This window comes from Nesterenkonia halotolerans (assembly GCF_014874065.1).
In the GTDB taxonomy this organism is placed as follows: domain Bacteria; phylum Actinomycetota; class Actinomycetes; order Actinomycetales; family Micrococcaceae; genus Nesterenkonia; species Nesterenkonia halotolerans.
Map to the genome: position 1 here is coordinate 2098517 of NZ_JADBEE010000001.1, position 24098 is coordinate 2122614.

The window sequence follows — 24098 nt, forward strand, 5'->3', positions numbered from 1 at the left end:
TCTAGGCAGGCCCTCAGCTGCTCAGGAGCTGAGTTTCATGCGGAGAGCGGTTTGACGAGCCCGTGTTGGTAGGCGAACGCGACGGCTTCGACGCGATTGCGCAGGTTCAGCTTGGCCAGCACGTTGGAGATGTGTGTTTTGACCGTTTCTGCCCCGATGAAGAGCTGCGCTCCGATCTCGCTGTTGGAGAGACCCTGCGCGGCCAGGGAGAGCACGTCCTGTTCCCGAGTGGTCAGATCCTGCGGATGTGCGCCGTCAGCCAGCGGCAAGAGTCTCGCTGGCAGTCGAGATTCTGGGGCTTCTGCTTCCGCAGCTGGCGTCTGGGTGCGTTGGGTGATGGCATGCTGGATCAGGGATCGAGTGACCTCGGGCGCGAGAAGCGCGTCACCCGAGAAGACTGAGCGGATTCCGGCGATCAGCTGCTCGGGGGAGGACGTCTTCAGCAGGAAACCAGCGGCGCCGGCGTGGAGGGATTCCAGCAGATAGTCGTCACGGTTGAAGGTGGTGAGCATGATGACCTGAGTTCCACCGGCAGACACGATCTGGCGTGTCGCGTCGATGCCGCTCATGCCGGGCATCTCGATGTCCATGCAGACGATGTCCGGGCTCGTCTGCGCGGCCAGGTCGATCGCTGCCTGCCCGGTGGAGGCGCGGGCCACGACCTCGAGACCCGGCTGTGACTGCAGGATCGTGGCGATGCCGTCAAGCACCAGGTCCTGGTCATCTGCCAGCAACACCCGGATGGGGGAGTCAACCTGCGGGTGACCGTTCATGACTGGCGTCCATCGGTCTGACTGGCCGACGCCGCGGAAGGCCACAGGGTTGGGGACTCTTCCGTCAGCGGCACCTCTGCGCGAACAGTGAATCCTCCGCTGGCCTGCGTGGTGGCAGTGAGCTCTCCGTCCATGGCTGCGACTCGCTCCCGCATGCCGATGAGTCCGTGTCCGCCCGTTGAATCACCCGCACCCCGGGCCGCATTCCCTGCCTTGCCGGAGCCATCATCAGTGACCTCCAACTCGACCGCAGCTCTCCGGTAGCGGAGTCGCAGGTCCACCTTGGTGCCTTCCCCGGCATGTTTCCGGACGTTCGTCAGGGCCTCTTGAGCGATCCGGTACAAATTCATGGACACCAGGGGTCTGAGCGTGGAGGGGTTCCCGAGGACCTGGTGAGAGACGTGGAGGCCAGTCATGCGTGCCTCAGCGACGAGACCCTCCAGGTGACCGACGCCGACCACGCCCCCAGAAGAGGTCCCCGAGCCGAAGGGAGACTTCTCGCCGCCGGAGCGCATGAGCGGCTGCTCCCGGAGGGTGCCGAGCAGTGAATGGAGCTCCGCGACGGAACGGCGCGCAGAGTCCTCGACCAAACGGATGGACCTCTCTGCCTTCGCGGTGTCCTGTGTCAGTACCACGCGTGCCGCGGCGGCTTGAACCCCCATGACCGAGACATGGTGGGCGACCGAATCATGGAGCTCGCGGGCAATGTGGAGCCGTTCCAGCGAGACTGCCTGCGCCGCCACTGTCGCACGCTCGGCCTGAAGCTCAGCCGCCCGTTCCTCCAGTCGGGCCTGGTCACGGGCGGATTCCCAGGCATGGTGTCCGAACCAGATGGCGGCTGAGAAGTACAGCACATTGATCAGCAGCTGATAGAGCATGTAGGCCAGCGCCGGGGTCATCCCTCCCGGTCCCATCGCCTCCTGATCCGACAGGGGGTCCTCCAAGGAGACGCGGAAGAACGCGATGAGCAGCCAGAGCGCCATCGCCGCGATCACGGACCAGCGCACGATGTGAGCTGTGCGCTTCCGGCGGCCCCACGCGCCCAGGCTGTACAGGGCGAGGAAGAGCGCAATGTTGATGACCAGCATCTCCGGCACCTGCAGCTCCGTGACCAGGATGAAGCCGCCGGCGACCACTGAGGTGACGGCCGCGGGATAGCGACGTCTCCACGCCAGCGGAAGGACAGTGACCATCAGGCACAGTGCAGACGTGATGGGCCCGGCAGGGTCTTCGATGAACCCCGCCGGCCGGAACAGCACCAGAGACAGAACCGAGCAGCAGAAGAGCCCGAGGGTGATGGAGAGGTCGGTCCTGAACTCTTCAGCGGTGGGCGCGCGGCGTCGCCAGGATGGAGAATCCGGGGAGACAGAACCGCTTGGTCCTTGAAATGAAGCGTCCGGGGGCGCGGTCGTCATCGGTGCCTCTCCGCTGTAGGGCTGAACATTTCATCGTTTTGTCAGACCGATGATATTCCTCCCGCGGGGTTTCCCCTCCCTCGTGGTTGAGTTCTCCGGCGGTCACGCAGCGACCGGAGAACTCAGCCAGCCAGGTGTGATCAGCGCTCGCCGACTGCGGAGCTGAGATTCTCGGAGCTGAGTCTCTGGTCCGATGTTGATCCGTCAGGCCGCGCGAGCTTCGAGGGCCACCAGACGGCGGGGCCGATGTCGCGCACCAGGGCGGGGACCAGCAGGGCCCTGACCAGGAAGGTGTCCAGAAGTACGCCGAAGGCCACGATGAAGGCGATCTGGGCGAGGAACAGGATCGGGATCACCGAGAGCGCCGCGAACGTGGCGGCAAGCACGATCCCTGCCGACGTGATCACGCCACCGGTGACGGTCAGCCCGCGGATGACTCCGCGACGCGTCCCGTGGCTCAAAGATTCCTCTCTGACGCGTGTCATGAGGAAGATGTTGTAGTCGATGCCCAGTGCGACCAGGAAGACGAAGCCGTAGAGCGGCACCGTGGGATCAGCCCCCGGGAAGTCGAAGACGTAGTCGAACACCAGCGCGGAGACCCCCAGTGCTGTGGCGAAGGAGAGCACGGTGGTGAGCACCAGCAGCACCGGGGCGAGGACCGAGCGCAGCAGCACCATCAGGATGAGCAGGATGACCAGCAGCACGATGGGGATGATGAGGTTTCGGTCACTGATCGCGGCATCGTTGGTGTCGATGGCCGTGGCGGTCACACCGCCCACCAGCACCTCGGAATCAGTCGAGGCATAGTCCGCACGCAGCTCCCGGACGGTGTCCTGCGCGGCTGCCGAATCAGCCGGGTCGGTCAGCGTGGCCTGGAGCATGACTGAATCGTCGACCACCGTGGGTTCCGGGGCGGGTGTGCCCGGAGGGCCAAAGCCACTGACGCCGTCCTCGGTGACTGGGGCGGAGCCGGCGTCGTCGTCGGTCACCACGGTGACGCCGTCGACCCCGGGGTTCCCCAGCAGCACGTCGGCAGTCGGCTGGAGCGAGTCCTGCTCGGTGACCACGTAGGCGGGGCTGCCCGAGCCGCCGGGGAAGTGCTCGCCCAAGGCGACCTGGCCATCCCGTGCCTCGGACTCACCCAGCACGAGCTCCGACTGCGGAACGCCCTGCGCGTCGAGCTGCGTGACTCCCACTGCTCCGATGAAGAGCAGCAGGGTCGTCGCGATCCAGATGCGCCGGGGTCTGCGCTCCACGGCTTGACCAGTCCGGGCCCAGAGGCCGCGGCTCGGCACTCCGCCCTCTGCGGCGACCGCCTCGGGCTCGAAGCGTGGGCGGCGGGGCCAGAACGCCGTCCGGCCGAAGACGAAGAGCAGCGCTGGCAGGAAGGTCAGGGCCGAGGCCATCGCGAAGAGGATGCCGATCGAGGCCACGGGTCCCAGCGTGCTGTTGGACTTCAGGTCACTGAGCAGCAGGCACAGCAGGCCCGCGATCACGGTGCCACCCGAGGCGAGAATCGGCTCGAAGGACCCCCGCAGCCCCTTCCACGTCGCGGTCCACTTGTCCTGATGGACCCGCAGCGCTTCCCGGTAGCGCGCCACGTACAGCAGCGAATAATCCGTGGCCGCGCCGATCACCAGGATGAACAGGATCCCCTGGGTCTGCCCGCTGAGCAGCAGGACGTCCGCATACGCCAGCCACCAGACGCTCAGCAGCGCGACCGTGAGGGCGAAGACGCTCGTCGCCAGCACGGCGATCGGCAGCAGCAGTGATCGGTACACGACGATCAGGATGACGAAGACCGCCGCCAGGGAGACCGCCAGCAGGATCCCGTCGATGCCCGCGAACCCGGCGGCAAGGTCGGCGGTGAACCCGGCCGGTCCCGTGACGAAGACCTCGAGGTCCGGAAGTTCGCTGCGGAGCGTCTCTGAAATCTCGCCGACGACGTCGCCGAGCTCCTCCTCCGAGTTGATGGGCACGAAGGCTTGCACGGCGAGGCCGTCCTCGGACGGAATGGCAGGGGAGAGATCGTCCTGCACGCCGTCGATCTCGGGCAGCTGTGTGACGGCGTCTTCGATCGTGGTGACCTGGGACCCGCTGAGCTCCGTGTCGGAGGTGATGACGACGACGGCGGGGATGGATTCGGAGTCATTGAACTCTCCGAGCAGCTCCTGCACTGCCGTGGCGTCCGCAGATTCAGGCAGGTAGGTCGTCTGATCGTTGGAGCTGACTTCCGAGACCTTGCCGAAGTAAGGCCCACCCACCGCGGTCCCCGTCAGCCAGATCAGGATCAACAGGGCGGGGAGAAACACCCGCAGCCACCGGGGAACGCGCCCTCGCGCCGAGCGGCCACTGGCTCCTGCACTGGAACGGCCGTCCTCGTTGACGTCTGTCAGCTCGCGCTGCGGCATGTCTGCTTCTCCTCGCGTGGCGGTCCGTGCGGTCGTGGCGTTTAATGTCTTTGAGGATAAAGTACACCAAAGGATAGTAATCTGCACTGACGCAGCCGCTGCGTCGTAAGGTAGGCATCATGCCAGCAGGAGAAGCAGGGCCTGACTCCGTCGCAGAGCACCTGTATGAGGTGGACGCCACGGACCCCGAGCAGCAGCTCGTGGATCGGTCCGACGTGTCCACCGAGGATACTGCCCAAATCGGTCGGCTCATGCGGGCGCTGTCTGAACTCCGGGCTGCCGAGGAGCGCCTGTCCGAGGCGTCGCAGCAGTACATGAAGCTCAGCCCGCAGGATATGAGCGCGATCCACTATCTGATCGTGGCGGACAACCGCGGAACGATGGTGACGCCTGGGATGCTTGCGGCCCATCTGGGAATCTCGGCGGCCTCGACCACGAAGCTTCTCAATCGTCTGGAGCGGGGTGCGCACATCACCCGCGAGGTGCACCACTCCGATCGACGAGCCTTCATCGTGCGTGTGACGCCGGCGACGGCGAAAGCAGCGATGGAGACAGTGGGGCGCCAGCAGGCGAAGCGATTTCACTCGGCAGCACGGCTGAGCGCGAGTGAGCGCGAGGTCGTGATCGGATTCCTTCAGGACATGACGCAGCAGCTCTCGCTGGAGGGTGTCGACTGGGCCACCGCCCAGGAGCCGTGAACATCTGTGATGCCTCCCAGCAGCCCCGTCTGGTGATGGACGTGATTCGTCACATCTTCACGAGGCGATACTTGCCGATATATCGTTAGGCGTGATCGGGCCCATCGTGGGTGCGGCGCCTAGGAGGCTGTTATGACTGGATCATTCACAGGTGACTCCCATTCTCGTGGGATCTTCGGAGACTTTCGGCCCACCGTAGGAGGGTCCCCAGGTGACATCTGGGAGGCTCTGGATCAGCTGCGTGGTGCTTTCAAGAACCAGCCGGCGCCGCGAGCCGGCCGCGGTGATGTCCGCTCGGCAGTGCTCTCCCTGTTGAGCGAGCGAGCCATGCACGGGTACCAGATCATTCATGAGATCGAAGAGCGCAGCGGGGGATCCTGGAAGCCCAGCCCCGGCTCGATCTACCCCACGTTGCAGCTTCTGGCCGACGAGGGGCTCATCCACGCGGAGGCCGAGGGCGGACGCAAGACCTACTCGCTGACCGCAGAAGGCCGGGAAGCCGCCGAGGCGGCTGGCCCGTGGCCTGCGCAAGGTCAGGGCGCCGAGTCTCGCGGCCACGCCGTGCGGACCCTGTCCAAAGCTGGCATGGAACTGGCTCAGGCGGCCGCGCAGGTGGGCCGTTCCGGGACCCCGGAGCAGATTCGTCAGGCGGAGAAAGAGCTGGACCAGGTGCGTCGTCGGCTGTATTCCATCCTCGCGCAGGACTGAACCGCGTGACTGCACCTGATCCTCGGCGCTGCTGCCTGCAGGGCACCGAGTGAGTCTTTCGTCCAAGACGCTGCGCACCCGGGACCGCCGCATCCTGCGCTTCGCCGCTCTTCACCTGATCCAGGTGTGGTGGTTCGAACTGTTTCTGCCCCGGATCGGTCTGGCACGACTGGCCGCTCCGGGACGTTCACGCCGTATGCGGCGGCTCGCCCAGCGTTTCCACGTGCTCGCCGTGGATCTCGGCGGGCTGATGATCAAGGTCGGTCAGTTCCTGTCCTCGCGCTTGGACGTGCTTCCTCCGGAGATCACCAAGGAGTTGGAGGGGCTGCAGGATGAGGTCAGTCCCGTGTCTTTTCCTGACATCAAGGCCGTCGCGGAGCAGGCGCTCGGCACCTCTCTGGAACATGCCTACGCTTCCGTAAGTGCAACGCCCGTCGCTGCTGCCTCGCTGGGGCAGGCGCACCGCGCTGTACCCAGCGCGCAAGACGAAGAGTTGGCTGGCTTCGCTTCAGCGGTGGTGAAGATCCAGCGCCCCGGCATCGGGGAGATCGTCGACGTCGATCTCGCGGCGCTGCGTCGGGTGGGCCGGTGGTTGTCGCATATCCGCCTGGTGAGCGACCGGGTGGATGCTCCCGCTCTGGTGGAGGAGTTCGCCGTGACGAGCATGGAGGAGATCGACTACCTCCATGAGGCCGCCAATGCGGAACGGTTCGCCGCGAACTTCGCCGGGGATCCGCGCGTCTCGGTGCCCGAGGTGATGTGGGAGCGCACCACGCGTCGTGTCCTCACCCTCGAAGACGTCACCGCGATCAAGATCAATGATGTGGAGCGCCTGAAGGCTGCGGGGATCGATCCGGCAGAGGTCGCGATCGAGTTCGCGAACGTGATGTTTGATCAGATCTTCGTCCAGGGGTTCTTCCACGCCGATCCCCACCCGGGCAACATCTTCGTCACCCCGCACTCCGCGGATCCGCAGTCTTCGGGCGAGGCGGTCGCGCCGGGTGAGGCGCGGGGCTGGCATCTGACCTTCATCGACTTCGGCATGATGGGCGAGATTCCGGAGACGCTGCGCGATGGGCTGCGCCGGGTGTTCATCGCCGCGGCCTCTCGCGACGGCAAGAGCCTGGTCGACGGCATTCAAGAGGTGGGTGTGCTGCTTCCCTCGGCGGACACCGATGAGCTTGAAGAGGCGATGACGCAGCTCTTCGCCCGATTCGGCGGCATGGGCTTCGCGGAGCTGAAAGAGGTCGACCCGCGGGAGTTCCGGGACTTCGCCAAGGAGTTCGGTGAGCTGGTTCGCTCGCTGCCGTTCCAGCTGCCCGAGAACTTCCTGCTGATGCTGCGCACGGTCTCGCTGATCTCAGGCGTCTGCAGCACGCTGGATTCGAAGTTCAACATCTGGGACGCCGTCGAGCCTTACGCCCAGCAGCTGATCCGCGACCAGCGCGGGCCCGCCGTCCAGGACATCGCGCGGCGGGCTGGCGCCACTGCCGCCACGGCGCTGCGCCTGCCTGGCCGGATCTCCGACACTGTGGACCGCATCGAGGGCGGACGAATCCCGGTGCGCACCCCGGATCTTGATCGGCGGGTGGCGGCGTTGGAACGCGTGGGTCGACGAATCGTCTCTGCGGTGCTCTTCACCGGACTGCTGGTGACGGGAACGCTGCTGCGGGACGAAAACGCCGTCATCGGATATGGGCTCATGGTGGTCTCTCTCATCCCGTTGCTGCATGTGGTCTTCGCGTCCCGGCGGGGTCGCGCGTAGACCCAGATTCATCTCGAAAACATTGGCACTGCCATCACACATTCATCCACCGAGGAGACAGCCCATGCCCAGAAGAACCATCGTCCTCACAGGTGCCAGCGACGGGATCGGAGCAGCCGCAGCCCGCCAACTCGTTGCGGACGGGCACACGGTCGCCCTTGTGGGACGCTCGAAACAGAAGACAGAAGCCTTGGCGCACGAGCTGAAGACCGAATTCTTCCTCGCGGACTTCACCAAGTTCTCCGAAGTCAGGGCGCTCGCGGCGCGGCTGAAGGACAGTTACCCCCGTATAGACGTTCTGATCAACAACGCCGGCGGCATCTTCGGGGATCAGACCCGCACGGTCGATGGGTTCGAGAAGACGCTGCAGGTGAACCACCTCGCACCGTTCCTGCTCACCAACCTCCTGATGGAGACTCTGACGGCGAGCAACGCCTCAATCATCAATACGTCAAGTGTGGCAGCGCGAATCTTCGGGAAGATCAACCTCGACGACCTCAACAATGAACGAAAGTACTCCCCCAACAAGGCCTACGGTGACGCGAAGCTGGCCAATATCCTTTTCGCCAAGGAACTCGACCGCAGGTTCACCGATCAGGGAATCTCTGCGGTTGCCTTCCATCCCGGAAATGTCCAGACGAGCTTCGCTTCGGACACCACCAGCGTGATGCGTTTCGTCTACCAGACGCCCCTAGGCCGTCTGGCCGGCTTGATCAGCCCAGAGAAGGGCGCGGAGCCTCTGGTATGGATCGCGGAGGGCAACCCTGGCCGGGAGTGGATCTCGGGTGAATACTACGAGAAGCAGAAGATCTCCAAGACCAATCCGCAGGCCTCGGACGCGCAGCTGGCAGCGAGATTGTGGGACAAAAGCCTTGAACTCGTAGGCTTTTCCAGGACCGCGGCGTAAATCCGTGAGAAGGGCTCACTGAGGGGTGGTACTTCGGACATCCGACAGCACTCACGAGCCAAACCGACCGGCCACAGCAGGAATACTGACTGCCACTCTCCACGTTCTTGCTCGTGGACCCGGCCCTCACGTCGGCCGTCGCGACTATAAAGGAGCACCTGACGATGACCACAGTCCCTCAGATCACACTCAACAATGGTGTCACCATCCCGCAGCTGGGATACGGCACCTTCCAGATCACTCCTGAGACCACCAAGGACGCGGTCTTGGAGGCATTTGAAGTCGGCTACCGGCACATCGACACCGCTCAGATGTACGGCAATGAAGCCGAGGTGGGACAAGCCTTGAAAGAGTCTGGCCTCGCTCGGGACGAGGTTTTCATCACCTCGAAGCTGAACAACAGCTTCCACAAGTTCGACGACGCCCTGGAGGCTGCTGATGGGTCCCTCCGTGCGCTCGGCGTAGAGCAGATGGACTTGTTTCTGATCCACTGGCCGCTGCCGACCATCGGGGTGGATTACGTCGAAACCTGGAAGGCAATGATCGAGATCTACAAGGCCGGCAAGGCGCGGGCGATCGGCGTCTCCAACTTCCAGGTGTCCCACCTGCAGCGGTTGATGGATGAGACCGACACTGCTCCCGCGGTCAACCAGATCGAGATCCATCCGTACCTCACCAATGAGGAAGTCCGCGCTTTCGACGCCAAACACAATATCGCTACCGAGGCATGGTCCCCGATTGCACAGGGCGAGGTGCTTGATGACCCGCTGCTGAAGGAGATCGCTGAGCGCCTCGATCGCACTGTCGCCCAGGTCACCCTGCGCTGGCACATCCAGCAAGGCCACATCGTCTTTCCGAAGTCGGTGACTCGCTCCCGCATCGAGGAGAACTTTAACCTCTTCGACTTCGAGCTTGGCGCGGAGGATGTCGCGGCGATCTCGGGATTGAACAAGGACGAGCGCACCGGTCCAGACCCGGACAGCTTCGACCACATTCCGTAGTCAGCGCGAAGAAGTAGAGACATCGGCCTTGCCGGAAGGATCACAGTCCTCCCGGCAAGGCCGATGTGTGTCTGGGGCTTCAACATATAGGCCGGTGGGGGACCCTCTATCGGACGCGTTCCTCTCCGGATGCCGTTAGCTGAAGTCGCGGACCTGCTCCTCGACGGGAACAGTGCCCTCGACGACGACATCGCCGGTGTGCGCGGTCGTGATGGTCTCAATCAGAACGATCTCAACCTCTTCTTCCGCGATTGGATTGTGCTGGACGCCCCTCGGAACGACGTAGAACTGACCTGGCGCAAGCACGACCTCCTCGTCGTCCGGCAACTGGATTCGAAGCCGGCCGGAGATGACAAGGAACATCTCGTCTTCTGCATCGTGAGCGTGCCAGACAAGCTCACCGAGGAGCTTCGCAACCTTTATATACTGGTCGTTCACCCGCCCGACGACCCGCGGCGTCCAGTGTTCGTGAACCTTCCCAAGCTCAGCGGCGATGTCGATTCCATGGAGGTCATTCATGGCTCCATCATTGACCGCAAGACGCGCCCGCCTCAGGTCCGACTCGCCAGCGATTCACGTTCCTGGCTGAGCACCGTCAGCACATGTCGCCGGTCCGGCAAATTCTCGACGCAGGTTCCTGTCAGCGATTCTTGGTGAGGCGTGTGCGGTAGGCCAGCGGGGACTCTCCGAGATGTTTCTTAAAGGCAGAGCTGAAGGCGCTCTCGGAGGAGTACCCCAGGGTGAACGCCAGTGCACCGATCCGCGTGTCGCGTGTGTGCAGCGCGCGTTGAGCGAGCAGCATGCGCCAGTCGATCAGGTAGGCCAGCGGTGAGGTGCCCACGGTGTCGCGAAAGCGCTGGGCGAAGGTGCTGCGGGACATCGACGAAGCGCGGGCCAGGTCTTCCAAGCTCCAGCTTTTCGCGGGCGCCGACTTCTCCGGCCCCTCGAAGAAGAACCCTCCAGGGGCATCAATGCGCGAGGTCCACGACCAACCGGACAGGGTCTTCGAGCACCTGCACTCGGAAGTCGCGCTGCTGGTCCACCCCGATGAAATACGTGCTTTGGGCTTCGAAGGGACTGAGCGCGTGGACGCCATAGACCAACTGGGACCGTGTATCGACACCCTCGATGGGTCCCGAAAGCACTGAATCGAAGTTGCTAGTAGGCAATCCCAATCCCGCTACGCCGATCGATATGAACGCCTCACCGGGCACGTCGATGGGCTCCGCTAACTGGGGGTCGGTGGGAGAGTCAACATACTCGACCTGGTACCCCAATTCACTCGGGCCGTTGTGTTCGAAGACAACTCGGTCATAACCCTCATGTTGACCAACCCGGACTTCCACCAGGTGCTGGATCTCAGCAGGGGCCCCGGGAGTTCCCGGGAATCCTTCCGTAGCAGTTGTCTCTCGAGAGAACTCAGAACGATCGACGTGATGGCTCTCCCCCTCTGCTTGAGATCCATCACTGGCCTCCTCGGCTGGAGAAGGTTCTTCCTCTGGTGCAGACGTCTCCTCCTGGGATGAGTCGTCGGCAGGGGCATCGGTTTCGGTGTCCTCAGGGGAGGGTTCCGGGGAGTTGGACTCCTCGGAGTTGGTTTCTTCTTCCACCGTGGAGGAGGGTGTAGCTGACGTCGAGATGGGTGCTGGATCCTCTTCGGGCGTGCCACAACTCGCGAGGGCGAGTGCGCCTGCGGCTATGGAAGCGGTGAGGAACGCGGGGCGGCGGGTCATCGGGGTGTCCTCCAGGGTGAGCCGAGGGGGTGGGTGTTTCCCCACGGTAACCAGGGCTGACTGGACAGGGGCAACTGTTGGCGTAGATCGTTAGCTGCTTGTGATCAGGGGTTATGCGTAAATTTGTGGAGCAACGGGTGGTGGGAGACGGAACGAGTGAACGGGGAGCCATCGTCGAGCGGGCTGGCGGTTTTTCCCTCGTGATCGGGTGCTCCTGGTTCAGATGAATGAGGATCTGACGTGGGACGGTGCCGCGATTAACCGTCCAGGGTGGTGTCCCTTTCACAACGCTGTGCCCTCCGCCGACCGGATGCTTGATGACGTGGCGGGTGGCCGCTCTACACGGCCTTGTGCTCCTCGTGCCGGGTATCTTCAGGTGCTTTCCTTGGGCGGGAGATGCGCAGCAGGAACCCGATGAGGCTCACGCCTGCTCCTACCCCGAGGTGGAGCCACCCGCCGAAGGTCAGGCCCTCAGGCGCCGCCGCCACGGGCACCGCGAAGATGAATCGCACCAATGCCCAGATCAGCAGAAGCACCCCGGTGGCGAGCACATAGCGCCGGGACGCTTCCGCCTGACGGGTCAGACTCAGGGCCAACCCCACCAGTCCCATCACCACGTGGACGACGTTGCCCCACCCGGACTCAGGGAAAACACCGACCAGCACCACCAGGGAGCTCTCCTCGCCCCACGCGAGGGTCTGGTCGGTATCGGCCACTCCGGGGATGAAACCAGCGACCCCCAGGAGCAGCAGTCCGGCAGCGACGACCAGTGCCGTCACCCGGGCCACTGCCTCGCGCTTCCGGCGTCCCCGACGTGAGAGCGTCACACGTTGCGCGCTGCCGCTGACCGGCGTCTCGCCCGTGGGTACATCTTCTGGTTCGGAGTCATTTCGCAAGGCGGGGTCAAGATTCACTGCGTGCTCGACGACGACGCCGGGGCATGCTCGGCTGGGAGCTTGACGTGGTGGACGAGCTCTTCGACATTCACCGCGGGGCGCTGGTGGCCGATCTGGGCGCTGGTGAGCATGCCGCAGACGCGCTGTCCGTTGAGGACCGGGAGGTGGCGGGTCTGATGGATGGCCATCTGGGCCATCGCTTTCTCCACCGTGTCGTGGAGGCCGATGGTGGGCGGATCAGGGTTCATCAGATGCTGGGCCCTGAGGGAATCTGCGAGCTCCCCCAGGGATCGGGAGGCCCGTGAAATGTTGTGCCGGGTCACCATGCCGAGGAGTCTGCCGTCTGGATCACAGAGCGGGAGTGCGTCGGTTTTGGACTGGTCCATGGCGTGACTGGCGTGTTCTAGGGCGCAGTGCGCACTGAGGTGCGGCACGTCAGCGGTCATGAGTTCTGCGACTGTCGTCATGATGAGAGCTTTCTCCTTTGAGAAGTCTGTGCCTCGGGGTGGGGAGGCAGGGAGGGCCGTGAGGGCTGGAGTCAGGGAGTCTTGAGTGTGGATTCGACACCTGGGGTCGACGTCGGGGTCCTGTCAGACGCTGGGGTCGAGGCCAGGACGTATTCCGGGTAGAGCATCCCGGTGGGGTGGTCTCCGTTGAAGACAAGCAAGGGTCGGGGGCCATCGTCGCGGTAGCAGGCTAATGCCCTTTGGACCGAATCATCGGGATGCAGCCAGCTGGTGAGGGGTTCCATCAGGTGTGCGCACCGGATTCTGCTCCAGCGGTCGGGGTTCCTTGCCGCCACGCGGGCCACTGCTGCTTTGGTGATCAGACCAACAGGGTGATCCCGAAGATCCACGACAAGGCCCGCCGGGGTCTGATGATCGAACAGGCTGACGGCGTCGGCCAGAGACTGGGTCATCCAGACGCTGCGCGGTACAGCGGACATGAGTTCGCGCACCCGGGTCATGTCACGACCCGCCGGAGTCGGGACGCTCGCATGTGGCTCACCCGCTGGTGCCACCACTGGCTGGAAGCGGGGAGACGAGAGAAGTGCTGCAAGAAGCCACCCTTGAAAGTTGATTCAAGAGCCCGTTGCTTGAGCTACGACGCCAGCGTACCTGAGCGATTCTGGCATGAAGAACCCGACGAGTGGGCCTGCGAGGCGCGGTGAAATGACGCGTGGAGGTCGAGGGAGTGACCTCAGCTGAGATGGATGGCCCGCGATATGACCACATATCGCTTCAGTCGAGCGGGGGAAGAAGCGAGGTGGCGAGGTACTGTCGAGATCTGAGCGTTCGGCCCGAGACTCTCTCAGCAGCGCGAGAGCCCAGCGTCCCGGTTGCCACAAAGCCCTTCAACACGACGAGCCCGCAGGAGACATAGATGGCGGTTATACCGAATGAACCGGTCCACGAGGGCAGCCGAGGTAGACGCTTCACGGTCCCCGGGTTGTGGACCGATGTAATGGGCCGACTGAGCATTCGCGCGCTGCAGCTGCTGCTCATCGGCGCCGTGGCGGCCCTGCTGGTGTTCGCCATGTTGAATGTGGCGGTGGTGGTCATTCCCGCTTTGATCGCCATCATCCTGACGTGCGCACTGTGGCCTCTGGTGCATCTTGCTCGCCGGGTCATGCCCGCCGTGCTGGCCGCCTGGACGGTCTTGTTCGGTTCTCTGCTCGTGCTCGGTGGCGTGGGCACTGGCTTGTTCTTCTCGGTGCTCAATCAGTGGCCCACGTTGGTAGACCAGGCCGGTCAGGGGTTCGCCGAATTGCGCGACCTGGTCAATGGCCTCCTGAGCAACTTCGGGATCACCATCGACCAGGAACAGATCGACGGTGCCATTGACTCGGTGACGTCCTTCGCCACGAGCTCCGATTTCGGGTCGGGTGCGGTGAGCACTCTCGGCGCCGCGGGCAGCTTCATCACCGGCCTGATCCTGCTGCTTGTGATCCTGTTCTTCTTCCTCAAAGACGGTGATCGCATCTGGGCGTTCTTCGTCTCGTGGACACCACAACACTTCCGCGGCAAATGGATAGCCTCCGGAGACCGTGCCGTTCAGACCTTCGGCAGCTACGTACGAGGTACCGCTCTGATCGCCGCAATCGACGCCATCGGGATCACCATCGCACTGCTCATCCTCCAGGTGCCGCTAGCTCTGCCCCTCGGTGTGGTCATCTTCCTTGGTGGCTTTATCCCCGTCATAGGGGCCACCGTCGCTGGGGCGTTGGCGACCCTTGTGGCCCTTGTGGCCAATGGACCCGTCGCCGCGTTGATTGTTCTTGCCGTGGTCATCGTGATCCAACAACTGGATGGGAACTTGCTGCAGCCGCTGGTGATGTCTCAGACGTTGAACCTTCATGCCCTGGTGATACTGATCGCGTTGACCGCGGGCACGGTATTGGCTGGTGTGGTCGGAGCGTTGCTGTCGGTTCCGCTGACGGCCGTCGCGTGGGACATCATCAAGGTCTGGAGCGGACGCGACAAAACGACAGAGGTTGACCCTGTCGCGGAAGCGAGCCAGCAGATCGAAGTCGCACATAAGGGTCGCGACGAACCCCACGAGAACAAGAGTTCAGACCTTGAAGAGGATGCGTAGACGCGGTGACCTAGAGCATGGGGCCAGCGCGGCCAGTGACTTCAAGAGGCAGCGCGGTCCAGACGGGTCTGCAGGATCGTCACCCCTGGCCCATCGAGCTGGTCGAGATATGCCTCACGACCGGCCATGCCCATCACGAGGGCGAGAGTCGAGCCCGTGATCTCGGGTCCGGAGCCCCCGGCGAAAGGTCCGTCGTTCGCCTCAAGCCGCAGTCCCCGGACCGTGGTGCGACTTGCGACGGCGAAGTCTCGCCGGGAGAAGAACTCGGCCACGGGCGTCAGAGCCTCGATGCTGGGTGTCCGCTGCAGCCCCAATGGCCACCGAATGTCTTGAGTGTGCACCAGCACCTCGCCCAGGTAAGCCGGGAGGTGGGCCGACGGCGTCGTCGTGCTCCCGATGACGGCACGGAAGCGGTTCAGCGTCTCCTGTGGAGTCTGACCGAGGTGCTCTTCCAGCCGCCGTTGATTGTGCACGGCGGGACGAAACCGTGCGCCGAGCATGCTGCACAGCCATTGCCACTGACTGAGGCTGGCGGCTGCTGTGAGGTGGGCGACGACTTGTTCGACGTTCCACTCCCCGCAGAGGGTGCCGTGCCTCCATTGAGCTGGGCCGAGACTGGCCAGATCAGCTGCCAGGGCCTGGCGTTCCGCGGCCATCATCGGCCAGAGGTGGGTATCCTGACGTCGTGCCATATGGATAGAGCCCTTTCTCAGCGGTCATGCGCATCCGTGTGACCGGCGATAGACATGTGGTGCGGGAACTGCTCGGTGACCCACTGCGGGTCGCTCCCGATGATGGGAGGGCATCCACGCGAACTGGTGCTCCTCCATCCAATCTCTCCATCTAATCGTGGAGTGAGTTCATGTCCTTCCGCTCTCGATCATCTGTGGCGTAGTAAAACGCGCCTACAGCTACTCCGAGCAGGACCCGGGGGAATGGCACTTGGAGTTTCCTGAGAGCCTGTTCGGCGGCTTCGTCGAACCACCAGCCAAGCCGCAGCATCCCAAACGTCGCCGCGCCGGTCACCGCCGCAGAAACGGCCCTTGCCTTCGGGCTCGTTTCGATGGGCTCTGGTGGCTCCTGGTCTGAGCTTCGACTGAGGGCTCCGAGGACTCTCGAGCCGAGTCGGGGGTTTGCAACGAGAACCGTCACCGTTGCGGTCGAGCCCCAGGTGATGGCATGACGCAACCACGCTGGGTACCTCCTGCCCGGGATGAGGGTCAGCGCCCCTCCGACTGCTGCTTGAGACCAAGGACTTTTCAAGATGCGGAGTGGGATCTGCTCGTTGGACATGCCCCCACGGTAGGTGGTGGGCAGTGCACGCGCATCAGTCGCAGGGTGGATCCGGGCATGTGTCCCTGTCTTCGGGTAACGGTCAGCGAGCAACTGAGTCGATCGCTGAAAGAAGCTGTAGCTTCTCGTAGCTCTTCGTGACGGGGGCCGGTGTGCAGACGAGCAACGTATGCAGCTGATCCGTGTCTGCCAGTGACAGTTCAGCTCCAAGGCTCCTACCTCGCGGGCGGTTCCTGAGAACGAGGTCGGGTCGCCGGTGAGAGCGGCTCCGAGCGGCCTCCGTCGCGGTGCGCGATCGGAAGAAGGGCGAGGCAGCGATCTCCGAAATTTTACGACGCAGGCCGGAAGCTCATCTCGAGCTCGGGGATCTGGATCTGTCCTCCCTCGATTCGATCGCCGCCTTCGGAGGGAACAGGGGAGAAGTCGGGAAGCCGGTCCACATTCTGGTCAACAACGTCAGTGTCATGACCCCATCTGCCCGAATGAGCGCGGCGAAGGGGTTCGAATTTCAGCTCGGGTTCGCAGGCTCGGATTGATTGAACCGGGGACGGGCCAAGAGCTATGGGCCGAGACACACTCCGCCTCCGTGATCATTGTGCGGCCGCTCGGCGCGGTAAGAACCCCGACTTCTCCGCAAAGCGGCGGCGGCGGTGTAGGATCCCGCGGAACTTGTCATACGTGAGAGCCGCTGACATGGGGTGTGACATTTCGGTGAGACGCGGTCTGTCTCACTAACTTGTCGTAATCCTCAGCTCACGCCCCGAGCACAGGCTCACAGCTCTTGGCTTTACGGCCTGTTTTGTCCCGTCAGGATTGCCCGAGACTAGGCTTGGCGGATGGTCGTCCTCTTGAAACCTCTCCGTATCCAGGATGCTGAGGCTGTCGTTGCCGCTGAAGACCATCTGACAGTTCGCTGGTTTAGTGGTGGCGTCAGCACGGTGGCTGGCACCCGGGCTTACGTGGAGCGTCTGATGTCCGCCGCGGAGCAGCGTTCGACGAAGCGGGCCTTCGGCATTTGGGTCGAGGGTGCCTTTGTCGGAACCATCGATTACTCCCTTGAGGTCACAGATGGACTCGACCCCGGGGATGTGAACATCGCGTACGGCGTCGCCCCTTGGGTGAGGAGCCAGGGGGTGGCCACCGACGCGGTGATCCAGGTACGTGATCTTCTTCGTGCCCGCAGGGTCGGCTCTCGCGCGGCGATCCGGGCCGATCTGCGGAACCCGGCGTCCGTTCGGGTGGCAGAGAAGGCCGGATTCACGCTGCTGCGAGTAGCCCCGAGCACGAGCGAGGTGGATGAAGCTGGCCAACCGGTGGTGTTTCACATCTTCGTCCGAGACCTCCGGGCATAGCCGTCATCGCCGACCGACGCTCTAGTAGATATCGATGTCAAGGATCGACATGTAGTGCACGTCGATCCACCGATCTTCGAACCGCAATGCGTCCCGGCCGGTCCCTTCGTGGGTGAAGCCGACCTTCTCGTAGACGTGACGTGCGCGTGGGTTGAAATCGTAGACCTCCAGCGAGATCCGATGCAGACCTAGTGATTGCAGGCCATACCGGATGATCATCCTCGTTGCCTCGGTGCCGAGACCCTTGCCGCGACCGTCCGGGCCGATGAGGGTCCGGAAGCCACAGGACCGGTTCTCTTCGTGCAAGTCCTTGAGGACCACTTCACCGACCATGGCTCCGGTCTTCTGCTCGATCACGGCGAGCACTAGTCGGTCGTCTGAGGTGCTCCACTGCTGGTAGATCGCGCGAAGGGACTCTACCGACCAGGGTGATTGTTGTGGGGTTCTGGAATGGACCGAACCTGTCAGGACCGCGATGTCAGGGTCTTGGATCAGCCGGTGGATCACTTCTGCGTCTTGGCCTTGGATCGGGCGTAGCCGGACGCGGGTTCCTTCGAGTGTTGGTTTGTGGCTGAAGATGGTTTCCACTTGGTTATTTTCTCACGGGCTCTTCCCCGGTCCGGGAAGGGCTAAGTTGGCAGGTTCTGAGGCACCTACGGGCTTGGAGAGACTGAAGTTCAATTTCCCGCAAGCGAGTATTAGCGGGTTCATCTGGCCAGACTTGTGGCTTCACAAGCTCCCAGAGTCCTGGACCAGTAGTACTGGTGCATACGTCAATGCTTCGAGACGACGCTTGAGCTCGTCGTAATTATCGATCGAAGCTGCAGGCTCGGTGGAGACGTTGAAGTCGGAGCGGATGCTCCGCACGTCGTCGCGAACTTTTTCGGCCTCAGCTCCGGTGTCCTCGAGTTGGGCAACGATGTCTTCGAGGAGCTGTTGAACGTCGCCGCGCCGCGCTTTGGTGGGATGGTCCTTATGAAAGTTGCGACGCAGACGGTTTATGGTCTTGCTAGTGCGTTCTCGAGTGTTCTTGCGCTCGGGTTTGCCACACTTGTAGGGCGCGTCACGGTGACAACTATCGGTGCGGAAAACCCAACGCGCCCCCGAATAAAACCAAGCAACTCATCCCATTTCAGCGAGAAGGCGGGCTGCCAGATCATCGTTGGCCTGTGCCCATGCGTCCACCATCGAGTGGCCACCATGGCCTTCGCCCTCGTCGATAATCAGGCGGCTGCCTGGCCACCGGCGATGGACTTCCCATGCGGTGCGCAAAGGTCCACTGACGTCGAGCCGTCCGTGGATGAGCACTGCGGGAATGTCGGTGAGCCGATCCATTCGGTCCAGCAGCGGTGGATCGCAGAATCCGTCATTGGCCCAGAAGTGCGTGGCCAGGGTGACGAAGTTCTGACGGAACTCCTGATCCTCCCACCGCGGGTCACGCCGGAACCCTCCGGCTCCGATGGCGATGTGGGCGTCTTCCCAGCGGGCCCACGCCTGCGAGGCGGCGTCCCGCACATCCGCGTCGGAGTGGCGCATCAGCTGCCGGTAAGCCTCAACCAGTCGCGTCTCCCCGCGTCGATAGCCACATCCGGACCGCTCGGCGTGCTGGACGAAGACCTCCCACTCCTCCGGGTAGAGGGCCCCGACGGCCTCGGTGATCCAGTCGACCTCCCAGCGTGATGTGGTGGTCACTGCCATGGCGACGACGCTGCTCACTCGATCCGGATGTGCCTGAGCGTAGGCGATGGCCAGCGTCGACCCCCAGGAGACGCCGTTTAGCACCCAGTGTTCGACCTTGAGATGCTCACGTAGCTCCTCGAGGTCGGCGATCAGTCGGGCGGTCGTGTTGGCTTCCAGGTCATGATCCGGGTCGCACGCGAGGGGGACTGACTTGCCGCATCCTCGCTGGTCGAGACCGATGATACGGAATCGGCTCGGGTCGGCTTTGGTCAGGTAGCCACGACTGCCCAGGCCTGCACCCGGTCCGCCGTGCAGGTAGAGCAGTGGGATTCCGTCCTGGGTGCCGGACTCCTCCCAGTAGATGCCCTGACCGTCGCTTGTGGTCAGTAGGTCGGAGGCAGCGGGCCGCGTTTTCTCATACACGGGGTTCAGCCTAGAGCGTGGGAGTTAGTCGTTTTTCTCTACCGGGGCAGTTCGTGGTTCCGGAGGTCGGTCGCCACCCCGGCAGACGGAGGGCCGACCGACCCGTTGGGTTCGTCGGTTATTCGTCTTCGCTCAAAGTAGAACAATCTCGTCCTCCGAGAACCAGTTGTTCTCGATCGCGAAGGCGCGCACTGCTTCAGGTTTGCTCGTGTAAGCAACAACCGCGAGAGCTTCCGAGGCGCGACTGCAGGTCACGTACATAAGCCTCCTGGTGCGATCCACTGACGAATCCTTCCCAGTGGCCACATTCTTCACGTCGCTGGCCGTCAGTTCCTTGGCTCCCAGGAGTTTCTCGTAGCTGAACAAGAATCCACCAGCCTCTTCGTCGCTGAGAACGACCATGACTCGTGGAAACTCCAGACCTTTGACGCCTTGATGGGTGGCGAACGGTGTCATTCCGGAAAAATAGCGGCCATAGCGAGATACCTCGTCGAATGATGCCGCAAGGCAGCGCTGCCATGCATCGATCTCACCGGCGGGGGATTCCTCGTCCTCGAGCTTGTCGATCATCAGTGTCGTCTTGATGGAGGTCGCCAACGTGAACAGTCCGAGGCCGTCGAGAACGGATGCAACCTGCCCAATGGTTGGGACTTCAGCACCGCTCCAGAGATTTATGAGCTGATCGACGGCCTCTTGGCACTCCTCCAATACTGTCCGGAGTGCTCCGGGTGTGGGAGAAGCTGCCTCAAGAATCTTGTGCGCCATCAATGGCGAGTTTTCGCGGACTATCCGTGCGACCGTGAATTGATCTCCGCGCTGATGTGCCTGAACTAGGGGTTCTACTTGCTGCAAGAAGACCTGGAGTTCCGGCACTGAACCATCCAACACGCTCGTCTGATCTCGAGGGAGAGACTTGAGGGCGCTGAACAGGTCAGCGAAATGAAATCGCTGTGCGGCCATGCTGTGCTCGAGGATGAGTCGTTTTACCGCTGGGTTCTCGCCCGCTTCGGAATCGTCTCCTGCAGGGACGGTCCAATCTGCGTCTCCGGTGATGGTGGACATAGTCGCCGCTGCGGCCTTCTCGACGACGTCCGTGTCTGAGTCGACAGAAGCGATAAAGAGACGGACGGTCCCTTCTCCTCGGTCCTCCCGAGCTGTCTGTGAATGGTCGTCAGCGTCGGCTCGGACGCGGTTGCTTAGCTCCACGATCCGTCGTGGGCTCCGGTGGTTCATCACCTTGACGGGCGTGGCCCAGGTGCCTGGGATCGACCCGGCGATGTCGACCTTGCCGTCGTTGTATATGCGTTGCATCGTGTCGCCGAAAAGACCAAGGACGAACTGGCCCTCGCTTTCCGAAGCGACGTGTAAGAACGCGTCCAGCAGGTTCTTGTTCGTATCCTGGCTTTCGTCGATGAAGAGGATCGGGTGTTTGGTAACCAGAATGTTGGCGAGCAGAGGCTTGCTCGTCAGGAGATCTGCCGCGAGTTTGATGACTTGAGAGTGATTCAGAGCCTCTCTGTCGTGGTTTCCTCCCGAGGGGCTGTAGGTGAACTTTCGGATGTCGTGGATCGTGGCCGCCAGGTTTCTGTTCTTTTGGAGTCGATAGACCCTGTCAGTCTCTTTTTTCGATCCTTCTCTACTCTTTGTCGATTCGAGTTGCTCGATTGAGGCGTCGAGCTCCGCCGCCAACCAGCTGCGGATGTCGTCTTGGTAGTCGCGGACCAGTTTCCACGCAAAGGCGTGGATCGTGGTGACCGAGACCAGTGGATCGAAATCGAGCCGGCTGGAGATTTCATCCGCGGCCGCGTTGGTGAAGGTGATGACGGCTATCTGCTGGCCACGAAGGGTCAAATCATGCCCGCGCGTTTCCTGGGCGCGTTTCAGGGCAAGAACGAGAGATCGTGTCTTGCCGGACCCGGCTCCGGCGTATAGGAAGAACGACCGGGGAGTTTCACGCTGGAGGCAGTGAGCGATCTCGTCATCGACCCGATCGTCGACAGAGGGGTCACGCAGCATGAAGCGCTCCGCCTAGCGCCGGATCCGTCTTTTGGACCCGTTCTTCCAGCCACGAGAGACCTTCGCTAATGTACGCCGGCGGTTCGAGACTGTTGAACCTGGTTGAAACCAGGATGTCCATGGCGAGTGCCGCCTTGCTCCCAGTCCTCAGCGCATCGTGTAGCGACCTCGCGATCGAGGTGGCATCGGTCTCCTTGTTGAGGATGTCGCGGATCTTCTTCGTCAACCCGGTACCCTCGAGTTCCTTGAAAAAGTCGAGGTTTGATAAAGCGAGCGAGTCTTCGAACGTACTCGGCAACGCTTCCTCGGGCTCCTCGCTGGATACGGCGACCATAACCGGAGTTTGGTACGCGAATCGCACTGAGTACTGGCCGTCGAGCTCCAACAGTTTTCGGTCAGGAGCAGTGTCGAGTAGAGCATCAATAACTGTGCTGTGCTCCCACCAATCCACCAGCGTGGGGTTGCCTGTTATCTGTGCAGCACCCCGCTGAGTAGGTGCGTTGCCACCAACCTTAGTTTTGGGATCCAGGTCAGTCACGACGAGCGTTGGAATCTTCAGCGCATCGATGAGCGGACGAAGGCGATGGGCATGACTGCCCCCGATTTCGAGCATGGTGACGTATGCGTGATGTAGAGCGGCATGGTGTTTTTGGATGAAGTGGGGGACAAGCATCCTCTCGGCGCTACCTTCGATCAGGATGAGGGCGTCGGCGAAGAACACGTCGGCATGTTGCACGCGAAGGTACCGGGTCACGAAGCGTTGTGTCTCCGGCTCAGTGCCGAACGTCGTTCCAACGTTGATGACATTGGAGGTCGGAACGGCAACTCCATGAGTGCCTGCTTCTAACCTGCGAAAGTAGCGGAGGCTTTCAAACGGCAGCTCGTGAGCGATGTGGCTCGAATGAGTGCTGATGACGAGCTGCGTTGTCAGTTGGCTCCCAGTCTGGAGGTCCGGATGATTGCGGAGCACTTCGAATGCCTTCTTCGCGAAGACCTGTTGAACCTGCACGTGAAGATGTGCCTCTGGTTCTTCGACCAGAACGAGGTGAATAGGTTCGATTGGTTTCTCGGACTTGGGTCGTCGGGCTTTCCCCACACGCATCCAGCGATCACGGAAACTCATGAGACGGAAGATCATCGAGATTAGGTTCTGGTACCCGAGCCCGTTCTGTCCCTCTGGCAGAAACATGTCCTGAGTCTCTTGATCGTTGGCATTATCCAGTTTGAAGGAGACGGCGGATTCGTGCTTGAGACTCTCTGACGCGCTCAGTTTCGAGGCCACCCTGATGCTCGGATCAGTGACACCGGGATAGCTCAGTCCCGTCAACTCTTTCAGTGCTTCACGGAATGCTTCCTGTAGTCGAGCGTCGAACCCGTTCTGCGCGATGGTGATCGTCTGCAACGCGTCAAGGTCCTCGGGCCCAGGAGTTTCAGTGGGGTCGAGATGGCTGGTGTAGTACTCGCTTAGCTGGCGGGATAACTTGGCAGTCTCCGGGATCCTGCCTGACGAGTCGTCGGTAGATGCCCCGCTTTTGTCGCCGAAACCACGTTGTGCATTGATCTCATCTACTACCACGATGTCCTGCAGAGGATTCGTTGCCAGGGGCTGCGCATCGGCGGATAGGTTCTGAATCACAGCACGATCCTGTTGTGGATCTTGAAGCTGATCGGGGTCCAGAGTGTAGTGGCGCAGTGTGAGGTGGGTCTGGAATCGTCGCGTGAGGAAGTCGACCAAATTGTCGGGCCAGAGCGACAGATGACCTTCTGATTCCCTTCTCCCTGATGCCTGCCATGCGGCTCGAGCAGTTTGGGTGGCATTCCACGCCTCATTGAAGGAATGTGCCAGCTCGGCCTCATCCTTAGGTTCCAGTGAGAAACGGACTCCGACCAGGCCCCCACTCCAATCCAGATTGGGGATGAGAGCGCTGACCCGATGTACGTCGTGGTCATCGACCCGGAGCCAGACGTCCAAACTAGGAAGCAGGCCGTCCCACTTGACGGCCGGAGTCACATCGGGAGCCTCGGTCCACCCGACGCCGATGTCGTTAATTTCCTGCCACCGTGACAAGGTGAAGTCATTCTTGCTGAAAGCCGAGATGCCTTGTTTCAGGAAGGATCGGAGTGCGATGAGTGCCGATGTCTTACCGCTGTTATTGGCCCCGACAAGGAGCGTCGTTTCGGCTGCGAGATCCAGCCGCACCGAAGCCAGCTTGCGGTAATTGCGGATCTCGATTGTTTCGATATGCATGACCTATGGTGACATAAGTCGCAGTCCGAGCCCTGCAATTCCGGAAAATATCGCTAACGGGTTTTTGAGGCATATAGGTTGTCGCCGAGGAAAGTAGATTCACCGAGACGGGGCTGCTTCAACTGCGCGTCGATCAGACTGTGGAGCACGTCAGGATGTCACCTACTAATGCGGCGGACACCTG

General features: G+C 62.3%; 22 protein-coding genes. 7 read left to right on the top strand and 15 right to left on the bottom strand.

What is annotated here, in order from left to right; all coding sequences use genetic code 11:
• Positions 1-35: 35 nt before the first annotated feature.
• The 3 genes from H4W26_RS09535 to H4W26_RS09545 form a co-directional block, all read right to left on the bottom strand.
• On the bottom strand, positions 36-773 hold the full coding sequence (locus H4W26_RS09535; protein ID WP_192591811.1) for a response regulator: 738 nt from the start codon (positions 771-773) through the stop codon (positions 36-38).
• Positions 770-2188 (bottom strand): sensor histidine kinase, encoded by a 1419-nt coding sequence (locus H4W26_RS09540; RefSeq protein WP_192591812.1) that lies wholly within the window; start codon positions 2186-2188, stop codon positions 770-772. Before H4W26_RS09540 ends, H4W26_RS09535 begins: the two co-directional genes overlap by 4 nt.
• A gap of 140 nt (positions 2189-2328) precedes the next feature.
• Complete coding sequence (locus H4W26_RS09545) at positions 2329-4599, bottom strand: MMPL family transporter (protein WP_192591813.1); 2271 nt, start codon at positions 4597-4599, stop codon at positions 2329-2331.
• Positions 4600-4718: 119 nt separating this feature from the next.
• On the opposite strand from H4W26_RS09545, the gene H4W26_RS09550 reads away from it, so the two are divergent.
• The 5 genes from H4W26_RS09550 (at position 4719) to H4W26_RS09570 (ending at position 9678) form a co-directional block, all read left to right on the top strand.
• Positions 4719-5297 carry a MarR family winged helix-turn-helix transcriptional regulator gene (locus H4W26_RS09550; RefSeq protein ID WP_192591814.1) on the top strand — a complete coding sequence of 193 codons (579 nt, stop codon included), beginning with the start codon at positions 4719-4721 and terminating at the stop codon, positions 5295-5297.
• Between the two features lie 132 nt (positions 5298-5429).
• Positions 5430-6005 (top strand): helix-turn-helix transcriptional regulator, encoded by a 576-nt coding sequence (locus tag H4W26_RS09555; protein ID WP_192591815.1) that lies wholly within the window; start codon positions 5430-5432, stop codon positions 6003-6005.
• Positions 6006-6054: 49 nt separating this feature from the next.
• Entirely contained in the window at positions 6055-7770 is a 1716-nt protein-coding gene (locus tag H4W26_RS09560) for an ABC1 kinase family protein (protein ID WP_318779826.1), read from the top strand.
• Positions 7771-7834: 64 nt separating this feature from the next.
• Positions 7835-8677: an SDR family NAD(P)-dependent oxidoreductase gene (locus tag H4W26_RS09565; RefSeq protein WP_192592118.1), complete on the top strand. Its 843-nt coding sequence runs from the start codon at positions 7835-7837 to the stop codon at positions 8675-8677.
• A 164-nt stretch (positions 8678-8841) separates the two neighbouring features.
• A complete protein-coding gene (locus H4W26_RS09570; protein WP_192591816.1) occupies positions 8842-9678 on the top strand; it encodes an aldo/keto reductase in 837 nt (278 codons plus the stop codon).
• A gap of 135 nt (positions 9679-9813) precedes the next feature.
• Here H4W26_RS09570 and H4W26_RS09575 read toward each other — a convergent pair whose 3' ends face one another.
• From H4W26_RS09575 to H4W26_RS09595, 6 genes are all read right to left on the bottom strand, one after another.
• Positions 9814-10197, bottom strand: a complete 384-nt coding sequence (locus H4W26_RS09575; RefSeq protein WP_192591817.1) for a cupin domain-containing protein — start codon at positions 10195-10197, stop codon at positions 9814-9816.
• Between the two features lie 121 nt (positions 10198-10318).
• A complete protein-coding gene (locus H4W26_RS13765; protein ID WP_318779854.1) occupies positions 10319-10732 on the bottom strand; it encodes a helix-turn-helix transcriptional regulator in 414 nt (137 codons plus the stop codon).
• Entirely contained in the window at positions 10647-11411 is a 765-nt protein-coding gene (locus H4W26_RS13770; protein WP_225939667.1) for an AMIN-like domain-containing (lipo)protein, read from the bottom strand. The genes H4W26_RS13765 and H4W26_RS13770 overlap by 86 nt, the downstream gene beginning before the upstream one ends.
• Before the next feature lie 338 nt (positions 11412-11749).
• On the bottom strand, positions 11750-12238 hold the full coding sequence (locus tag H4W26_RS09585; RefSeq protein ID WP_192591819.1) for a DUF4383 domain-containing protein: 489 nt from the start codon (positions 12236-12238) through the stop codon (positions 11750-11752).
• 83 nt (positions 12239-12321) lie between these two features.
• On the bottom strand, positions 12322-12774 hold the full coding sequence (locus tag H4W26_RS09590; protein ID WP_192591820.1) for a CBS domain-containing protein: 453 nt from the start codon (positions 12772-12774) through the stop codon (positions 12322-12324).
• Between the two features lie 71 nt (positions 12775-12845).
• Positions 12846-13253 (bottom strand): CBS domain-containing protein, encoded by a 408-nt coding sequence (locus tag H4W26_RS09595; protein WP_192591821.1) that lies wholly within the window; start codon positions 13251-13253, stop codon positions 12846-12848.
• Positions 13254-13771: 518 nt separating this feature from the next.
• Between H4W26_RS09595 and H4W26_RS09600 the strand changes: the two genes are divergently transcribed.
• Positions 13772-14902 carry an AI-2E family transporter gene (locus tag H4W26_RS09600; RefSeq protein WP_225939669.1) on the top strand — a complete coding sequence of 377 codons (1131 nt, stop codon included), beginning with the start codon at positions 13772-13774 and terminating at the stop codon, positions 14900-14902.
• Between the two features lie 41 nt (positions 14903-14943).
• Here H4W26_RS09600 and H4W26_RS09605 read toward each other — a convergent pair whose 3' ends face one another.
• A complete protein-coding gene (locus H4W26_RS09605; RefSeq protein ID WP_192591823.1) occupies positions 14944-15594 on the bottom strand; it encodes a maleylpyruvate isomerase family mycothiol-dependent enzyme in 651 nt (216 codons plus the stop codon).
• Between the two features lie 151 nt (positions 15595-15745).
• Positions 15746-16195, bottom strand: a complete 450-nt coding sequence (locus H4W26_RS09610) for a hypothetical protein (RefSeq protein WP_192591824.1) — start codon at positions 16193-16195, stop codon at positions 15746-15748.
• Positions 16196-17031: 836 nt separating this feature from the next.
• Between H4W26_RS09610 and H4W26_RS09615 the strand changes: the two genes are divergently transcribed.
• Positions 17032-17547: a GNAT family N-acetyltransferase gene (locus H4W26_RS09615; protein ID WP_192591825.1), complete on the top strand. Its 516-nt coding sequence runs from the start codon at positions 17032-17034 to the stop codon at positions 17545-17547.
• Between the two features lie 21 nt (positions 17548-17568).
• Here the strand turns inward: H4W26_RS09615 and H4W26_RS09620 are convergent, their stop codons facing one another.
• The 4 genes from H4W26_RS09620 to H4W26_RS09635 all read right to left on the bottom strand — a co-directional run bounded on the left by H4W26_RS09620 (position 17569) and on the right by H4W26_RS09635 (position 23914).
• Positions 17569-18135, bottom strand: coding sequence for a GNAT family N-acetyltransferase (locus tag H4W26_RS09620; RefSeq protein WP_192591826.1), 567 nt, complete (start codon positions 18133-18135; stop codon positions 17569-17571).
• A 534-nt stretch (positions 18136-18669) separates the two neighbouring features.
• The gene (locus H4W26_RS09625; protein WP_192591827.1) at positions 18670-19650 is read right to left on the bottom strand and encodes an alpha/beta fold hydrolase; all 981 of its coding nucleotides are present in this window, start codon (positions 19648-19650) and stop codon (positions 18670-18672) included.
• Positions 19651-19782: 132 nt separating this feature from the next.
• Positions 19783-21666, bottom strand: coding sequence for a UvrD-helicase domain-containing protein (locus H4W26_RS09630; protein WP_192591828.1), 1884 nt, complete (start codon positions 21664-21666; stop codon positions 19783-19785).
• Positions 21656-23914 carry an AAA family ATPase gene (locus tag H4W26_RS09635; protein WP_192591829.1) on the bottom strand — a complete coding sequence of 753 codons (2259 nt, stop codon included), beginning with the start codon at positions 23912-23914 and terminating at the stop codon, positions 21656-21658. Before H4W26_RS09635 ends, H4W26_RS09630 begins: the two co-directional genes overlap by 11 nt.
• Between the last annotated feature and the right edge of the window lie 184 nt (positions 23915-24098).